Origin of the sequence: Pseudomonas sp. TAE6080 (assembly GCF_018732265.1) — a bacterium.
Taxonomy (GTDB): Bacteria; Pseudomonadota; Gammaproteobacteria; order Pseudomonadales; family Pseudomonadaceae; genus Aquipseudomonas; species Aquipseudomonas brenneri.
On record NZ_JAHIDY010000054.1, the window covers coordinates 26103 to 33005 of the forward strand.

The window sequence follows — 6903 nt, forward strand, 5'->3', positions numbered from 1 at the left end:
AGGCACGTTCCTTTGGATCTGCAACTTATCCTGATTGGCGACTACTGGCCCAGAGATTGCGAGCATCCCTGTCAGCACTACCGTCGCCAGTGGTTTCAAGAAGCCCACGAACTCAAACCTGCACAGTCACTGGCGCGGGCCAGGGTTGAGGGCAATGTGTTTGTATTCAACGAAATCATCCATGGCCGCCATCCCGTTGAGCCGCCCTTGGCCTGATTGCTTGAACCCGCCCTCTTCGAACTCGTCGTAGACCACCGCCCAATCGTTGACCCACACCGTCCCCGCCTCAAGCTCACGGGCAACCCGCAGGGAACGGTCGATATCCCGTGTCCAGATGCTCGCGGCCAGGCCGTATTCGCTGTTGTTGGCCAACTCGATGGCTTGGGCTTCAGTGTCGAAGACTTGCAGGGTCAGTACCGGCCCAAAGGTTTCATACTGCACGATCGACATATCCGCGTCGTTTACTTGCAACAGCGTCGGACGGTAAAACGCCCCCTGCGCCAACGGTCCCTCAGTGACCGGGCCACCGCGCACGATGACCTGCGCTCCGGCAGCAATCGCCGCCTCAACCACCTTGTTGACGCGTTGCACGTTGGCCTTGTCGATCAAGGGCCCCATTTCACTCGCGGGGTCCGCTGCCGGGCCGACGCGCACCGCTTTGAGACGGGCGGCCAGGCGCTCAATCAATACAGGTGCAATATCGCGCTGCACCAGCAGACGCGAGCCGGTCATGCAGAACTGTCCGGCGAAAACCGTCAGGGCTTTTTCCAGGGTTGGCACTGCCGCCTCAAGATCAGCATCGGCAAACACCACCATGGGTGTTTTCCCTCCCAGCTCCAGGCCGAAGCGCTTGAGGTGTTGCGCGCCTACGGCTGAAATGCTGCGACCGGTACTCGTGCTGCCGGTAAAGCTGATCACCGGTACGTCGGGGGACTCAACCAGATGCTTGGAACCTTGCGGCCCGAGCTCACTGAACAGGTTGATGACCCCCTTGGGCAGCGAGACGGCTTGCGACATGATCCGCGATACCAACGTGTTGGTCTGGGCAGTCTGGCCGGGCATTTTGATTACCGCCGTACAGCCCGCCGCCAGGGCCGGGGCCAGGGAGCGGATCATCAGTACAACCGGTGAGTTCCACGGCGCAATAATGCCTGCCACCCCGACGGCCTGGCGGATGACCAGGGAAATCTTGCCGGGCATGGGCTCGGCGGCCCGCCCGTATTCGACCCTGGCGAGCGCCGCGTAATAACGCAATTTGGAGGGCACCATGCTGACTTCAAACTGTGCCTCGGGCTTGATCTTGCCATTTTCCAGCGCGAGGATTTCGATCAACGCGGGAGTGTTGCGCTCAAATGCATCCGCCAACTCCAGCAGTACCTGGGCACGCAAGTGGCGGTCGTCTTTCCAGGCCGTTTGCACAAATGCCCGACGTGCCGCCTCGATGCCTTTCTGTGCCTCATTCTGTCCGCCATTGGCATAGCGACCAATGACGTTGGAGGTCGCGGGATCAAAGGACTCTTTGTAGTCGCCGGAATCAAGCCATTGACCATCAATCCAGTTCAGCGCGGTAGTTGGATTCATTTTATAAATTCACTCAGTGATAGAGGTGGGCAATTTTTTCGGCGGTGGCAATCACCGTGATATTGATCGCGACAGAAGGCACATCAGGAAAAATCGAAGCATCCACCACCCGCAGGCCATGCAGCCCCAGGACCTGACCTTCCAGGTCAACCACCGCCCGCGAATCGCCTGCATGGCCCATAGGCGCGGTAGACGTGGGGTGATGGTAGGTATCAAGACTTGCCCGAACACTGGCCAGCAGCGCCTCGTCGGAGTCGGCCCCCGCACCGGGGTTGAGTTCTGAATGAACAAACTGGCTCAAGGGCGCACTCGCACCAATCCTGCGAGACAAGCGAATCCCTTCCAGCAGGCGCTGGCGGTCTTGCTCTTGGGCAAGAAAGTTGAGGTCGATCTTCGGGGCCACCAGCGGGTCGCGACTGACCAGCGTCACCTTGCCCGTGGACAAAGGCCGCGTCAGCGCCACGGCAAGCACAAACCCCACCTTGGTCGGGCTCTGCTCATGCGGGAACAAGTGGGTGGCGGTGATATGCAAATCCAGTTCACCGCCCTGGGCTGTGCTGCTATGAGTCCAGAGCTTGGCGCCGATTGCCGGGGATTGACTGCCGATCTGATCGGGCTGCGCGGCATACGCGTTGTAGTAGAACGGATGATCCACCAGGTGCTGACCCACTGGCAGGTCCGCCACCAGTGGAATCTGCAGGCCCAGCAGATCCGCAGCAGGACCAATGCCAGAGCGCAGCAGGATCGCGGCACTGCCATAGGTACCGGCACAGAGGATAACTTCGTCGGCCAGGAGCTTTTCGCCATTGGCCAGTTGCACCCCCGTGGCCTGCTTGCCATCGAACAACACCTTATCCACCAACGTGTCGGGACGAATATGCAGGTTGCGGCGCGAGCGGACAGGGTCTGTCAGATAGGCCATGCCCGTATTGACGCGCACGCCGTTGACCACGTTCATCGGATATGGCCCGACTCCGTCGGCCTGCGGCCCGTCAAAGTCCTCGATCACCTTGAAACCATTGGCCACCGTAGCGTCGATAAAAGCACGCTGCATGGGGGTCACATCCGCGCGGCTCAATTGATGCACGGAAAGCGGCCCGTCATGACCATGCAAGGCACTCTCGCCGCCGCTGTGGGTTTCCAGTTTTTTGAACCAGGGCAGCATTTGCTCGAAGCTCCAGCCTGGCAGATTCCAGCGCTGGAAATCAGCCTCCCGGGCACGAATCGCTACAGCACCATTGACACCCGAACTGCCTCCCAGCACCTTGCCGCGCACGGCACCGATAGGATGGTCGATGTAGCCGGGCTGGGTCTTGTATCCCCATTCAAACTCGGGATTGCCATTGGCACCGACAATATCGCTCTTGGCGATGATCTCGGGATAGTTGCTGGAGGTATAACTATGCCCAGCTTCGAGCAGGACTACCTGGCGCCCGTTACTTTCACTCAAGCGACGGGCAAGTACCGCACCGGCGGAGCCACCACCGACGATAACCACGCTTATAGTGCCAAGAGTATTGGTCATATTAATTCTCCTGTTCAATTACTAAGACTGGGTAATGGTATTGTTTTGTGCCGAGCGCACTTTCCAGTTCGAATTGTTCCTCACCAGGACCCAGGTAAATATCCCCGAATAGGGAGGCATGACTTTGCCGCTGTCGTCTCGAACATCTTTGATGCTCCAGCGCCAGTGCACAATCGCTACATCCGGGCTGACAAGATTGATTTGCGGAACACCGCTGATGGCATAGACGCTCTTGTCATAACGCCCCTTGAACAATTCACTGTGAACTTGGTAAATCTTTGCCGGGCTATCCCATTTGCTTCCGGTAATACCGATAAAATCTCCGTCCACAGCAAAAAGCTCGCTGAGCTTTTTGGCATCATGCAGATTCCAACTCGCAACAAACTGATCAATCAACTGTGTGATCGCCTGTTGTGCAGCATTCACTTCTGTACGGCTATCAGTTCTGGATGAGTCAGCACTGACCATCGATATCGAAGCGCCAGACAACGCAACCACTAATATCCAGAGGCGCGTAGTTTTAAGAGCCAATATTCTCAACACGGAAAAGACCTCCACCAGCGGATCAAAATAACTTCCACCCGCGACAACACGGTGACTATTTACAACGCAAATAACTTGCGCGCATTCTCACGGCCGATTTTCATACGATCGTTATCACTGATCAGCGCATTATCAAACCATGTGCTGGCGGTCTTCATGCTTTCATAGGGGTAATCAGCGGAGAACAGCATGCGGTCTACGCCAATTTCACTGATGGAGTCCAGCAAGCCTTTCGTATGAAAGTGCCCTGCCGTGGTTAAATAAAAGTTGTTCGATAAATAATGCCCGACTGATTGTTTGGCATTGCCAAGCCCCACACCCTCACGCTGCATGTTCAGACGATGCTGCAACCGTGGCAGCATCAACGGTAAACCTTCACCCAAATGCCCGAGAATGACAGTGAGGTTGGGATACTTGTCGAAAAGCCCACTGAGCATCAAACGAATCGCGTGGGTGGCCGTTTCATGGGCAAACCCCCAGGCTGAACCGACAAGAGATGGATAGCCTTCATAGATACGGCGCTGGCTGGGCAACGGTTCACGAGGGTGCAGGTAGACGGGAACATTCAACGCCGCTACACGCTCCCAAAACTCCCAGACAGGCGACTCATCCAGGTATTGGGCGCTGTCGACATTGCCTATATTGGTGTAACCGTTGATCAATGCACCGACAAACCCCAAATCCTTGACCGCACGCTCCAATTCGTCAGCCGCAGCAGCCGGTGACTGAAGCGCTACAGTGGCAAATGCTTTTAAACGCGAGGGATGCTTGTCCACAAAGCGCTCGCGAATGTAGTCATTGGTTTGCCTGGCAAAATCGATAGATTTTTTAGTATCGAGTAGGCCCTGAGCGCCAGGCGACGTTAGGGAGACGATTGAGATATCAATAGCGTTCTCATCCATTTCCTCAACTCGACGGTCACTGTCGAGCAAGCGCCATTCAACGTCATCCATATAAGCCTGACCATTCCTGGCAGCCTCGCCCGAAGAGTCCCACACACTGTTGTTCAGCTCAGAACTTACGTGTTCTTCAAGAACAATTTTACCTTTCATCATCTCACCTCAGTCAATGACTTGCCCGACGCTATCTAAATTCAATATCCAGCAATCGACACTGAGTGTTAACCCCCCGAAATGAGATGCCGACTCCCATATATGAAAGGCAATAAATCCGTAGCGCTTATACAAGACAGTACAAATCCACCCAGGAAAAACAGTATTGAACGGCAAGGACTTTCTCCCCACAAAACAGCATCCTCTCATTTATAGAGGGTTCCCTATCACCCCTGACAGTTCATCCCGGGGTAAAAGTAAGGCAGGATACTGACATCAGCGACATAGCAACCGCTGTTTGTCACTGGCACCCAGTAGTGCATTGACCGATGCCTACATTACAACTTCGCAATCAATACCACACGAAACACTCGTAGAGGGAATACATGAAAACAACAACCCTGACTCGCACCCGATTTCTTACATTGGCCATGACCAGCGCCTTTACCTTCTTCACCGTCGCCAGCGCAACCGCGGCAGAAGGCAATGATGCACTGCCGTACTCCAGTGATCCGCAAATAAAGAGCGTGCAACAAGAAGCCTACAATGTGGTCCGCCAATATGAGCAAGCCCTGAACGAAGGCAATACCAAGAAAATAGTAAGTTTGTTTGCCCCCGACAGCGTTGCAGAATGGAATAACAAGCCTACCTATACGACCGCCCAGCAAAAGACCGAAGGCTATGATGCGTTATTTAAAATAGCCAAATTCAAAACCGTCTTCGCCTATGACGCAATTAACCTGTATGGCGATGCGGCGGTCATCCGTACACATCACCATAAAGGTGCGACCGTTATGGAGAATGGCAAGCCTGTCATTGACCTGAACCGCGAAGTTTTCGTGCTCAACAAAACCAGCCAAGGTTGGAAGATCGTCTTGTATACGTTTAACACTGATCCCATACAGGGCGAAGGTTGATCCCCAAACAGCTTAAAAGTGTACTAACGGGGTGCGAGTCCACCTTCACACCCCGCTCCTTCAACCCTTCCCTCTTGGCACAGCCTTTAACTGCGTCACAACAAACAACGTCTTCACGGTCAAGACTGCATTCACAAAATAGAAGTAGCACCATGGACCTCAATGCCATTCGAATGTTTGTCGCCACTGCCAAATGTGGCAGCTTCACGGCCGCGGCCGAGCGCCTGGAAATGCCGCTCGCAACACTCAGTCGGCGAATCCGGGAACTAGAACGTGTATTGCAAGTGCAGTTGCTGGAGCGCTCGGTCCATGGCACGCGCCTCACCGACGCGGGCACACGGCTGTACGAACACGCCAGCCGAGGGCTGGAAATGCTGGTCGATGGCGAACGGGCCCTGATCAGCGACCAGGCACAACTCAGGGGGCGTTTACGGCTTTCGCTTCCTCCGTCGCTGGAGCCCTGGTGGGAGGTGTTGTCGGCGTTTCAGCAGTGCTATCCAAACATCCAGTTGCAGGTTTATACCAGCGACAGGCGGATTGACATGATCGAAGATGGCATTGATGTGGTCATGCGTATCGGTCCTATTACCCATGACTCCATGGTGGCTCGCCGGATGTTGGCCTATCGCCACATCCTCGTCGCATCTCCCGCTCTGCTGGCGCGTTCAGGCATGCCCGATAAAGTCGCGGACTTACACAACTATCCCTGCGGCGCCTGGAGCCAGGACGCTACAGCTACCTGGCAACTCGGCAAAGAGGCATTCAAGCCAGACCCCATAATAGCAACCAACGATTATGCTCATTTACGCACCCGAGCGCTGGCCGGGGACCTGGTAACCGAGTTACCACCGTTCATGGCCATGGAGGCGATAAGGAACAAGCAATTAGTCGTGCTCCTGGAAAAACATCCCTTCCCGGAAATGGAGATCAATCTGCTTTATCCATCGCACCGGCACCCATCCAACCTCGTGCGAACCTACCTGAACTTCGCCCTGCAGCATGTAAAGCGTCTTATGTAACTGCCCGCCCCTACGGGCAGGACTAAATGGCAAGCCAAAAGGTATTGATGTTTTTCAACCAGAGCGATGCAACGATCAACATCTGCCATGGTCAAGACCTCAGATAACGACAAGAGAGGTGACGATGGATCTCAACGCGATACAAATGTTCGTGGCTGTCGCCCAGATGGGAAGCCTGTCAGCTGCCGCCATCCATCTGGACATTCCACTGCTGTAGAAACTCAGACTTCATCTGACAGTTACCGGATTTGAGGTCGTGACTGTCA

Annotated in this window: 6 protein-coding genes; 2 read left to right on the forward strand and 4 right to left on the reverse strand. The window is 55.0% G+C overall.

Going from position 1 to position 6903, the window contains the following annotated elements; genetic code table 11:
• Positions 1-126 precede the first annotated feature (126 nt).
• Genes KL786_RS26695 through KL786_RS26710 form a run of 4 tightly spaced genes read right to left on the reverse strand, consistent with a single transcriptional unit; the run spans position 127 to position 4701 of the window.
• Positions 127-1581, reverse strand: coding sequence for an aldehyde dehydrogenase family protein (locus KL786_RS26695; RefSeq protein WP_215519482.1), 1455 nt, complete (start codon positions 1579-1581; stop codon positions 127-129).
• A 13-nt stretch (positions 1582-1594) separates the two neighbouring features.
• Complete coding sequence (locus KL786_RS26700) at positions 1595-3106, reverse strand: GMC family oxidoreductase (RefSeq protein WP_215519483.1); 1512 nt, start codon at positions 3104-3106, stop codon at positions 1595-1597.
• A gap of 21 nt (positions 3107-3127) precedes the next feature.
• Positions 3128-3649, reverse strand: coding sequence for an SgcJ/EcaC family oxidoreductase (locus KL786_RS26705; RefSeq protein ID WP_215519484.1), 522 nt, complete (start codon positions 3647-3649; stop codon positions 3128-3130).
• A 59-nt stretch (positions 3650-3708) separates the two neighbouring features.
• Positions 3709-4701, reverse strand: coding sequence for an amidohydrolase family protein (locus tag KL786_RS26710; protein WP_215519485.1), 993 nt, complete (start codon positions 4699-4701; stop codon positions 3709-3711).
• Between the two features lie 386 nt (positions 4702-5087).
• On the opposite strand from KL786_RS26710, the gene KL786_RS26715 reads away from it, so the two are divergent.
• Together KL786_RS26715 and KL786_RS26720 are read left to right on the forward strand one after the other, a co-directional pair.
• Positions 5088-5618 carry a YybH family protein gene (locus KL786_RS26715; RefSeq protein ID WP_215519486.1) on the forward strand — a complete coding sequence of 177 codons (531 nt, stop codon included), beginning with the start codon at positions 5088-5090 and terminating at the stop codon, positions 5616-5618.
• Between the two features lie 152 nt (positions 5619-5770).
• Entirely contained in the window at positions 5771-6637 is an 867-nt protein-coding gene (locus tag KL786_RS26720; protein ID WP_215519487.1) for a LysR family transcriptional regulator, read from the forward strand.
• Positions 6638-6903 lie beyond the last annotated feature (266 nt).